Raw genomic sequence first — 798 nt, forward strand, 5'->3', positions numbered from 1 at the left:
GCTGGGCGTGGGCGCGCGCAGCGTCGCGGAATGCCTGCTGCTGCAGCTGCCCAAGATCGAGGACGCCCGCAGCCGCCGGCTGGCCGAGCGCATCATCACCCAGCACCTGAACCTGCTGGCCTCGCGCGACATTCCGGCGCTGGCGCAGTTGCTGGATGTCAGCGTGGCGGAAGCGGAGGCGGTCCTGCCTGAAGCTGCGCCGCTTCGATCCTCGGCCGGGCTGGCGCTACGAGACGACGCAGGCCGCCTACATCGTGCCGGACGTCCTGACGACCAAGGTGCGCGGCCAGTGGCGGGTGCAGCTCAATCCGGCGGTCATTCCCAAGGTGCGGATGAACCAGGTCTATGCGGAGCTGTTCCAGCGTCATCGCCAGCAGGGCCATGCCGAGATGGCCAACCACCTGCAGGAGGCGCGCTGGACGATGCGCAACATCGAGCAGCGCTTCTCGACCATCCTGGACGTGGCCAGCGCGATCGTGCGCCGGCAGCGCCACTTCCTCGAGTTCGGCGCGATGGCGATGAAGCCGCTGGGGCTCAAGGAGATCGCCGACGAGGTCGGCATCCATGAATCGACCGTCTCGCGGGTGACCAACAACAAGTACCTGGCGACGCCCACCGGCGTGTACGAGCTCAAGTACTTCTTCTCCCGCGCGATCGTGAGCAGCAACGGCAGCGCCTGCTCCGGCACGGCGATCCGCGGGCTGATCAAGGACATCATCGAGGCCGAGCGGCCCGAGAACCCGCTGTCCGACGCCGAGATCACGCGCCAGCTGGCCCGCCAGGGCCTGGTGGTGGCGC

Annotated in this window: 1 protein-coding gene and 1 pseudogene; both read left to right on the forward strand. The window is 68.4% G+C overall.

The window, feature by feature from the left end:
- Positions 1 to 7 precede the first annotated feature (7 nt).
- Positions 8 to 130 (forward strand): annotated as a pseudogene (locus FUT87_RS31235) (hypothetical protein); the annotation flags it as partial.
- Between the two features lie 25 nt (positions 131 to 155).
- A partial coding sequence (locus FUT87_RS27735) for an RNA polymerase sigma-54 factor (RefSeq protein ID WP_404935484.1) occupies positions 156 to 798 on the forward strand: 643 nt, incomplete at its 3' end.

This window comes from Mitsuaria sp. TWR114 (assembly GCF_007997345.1).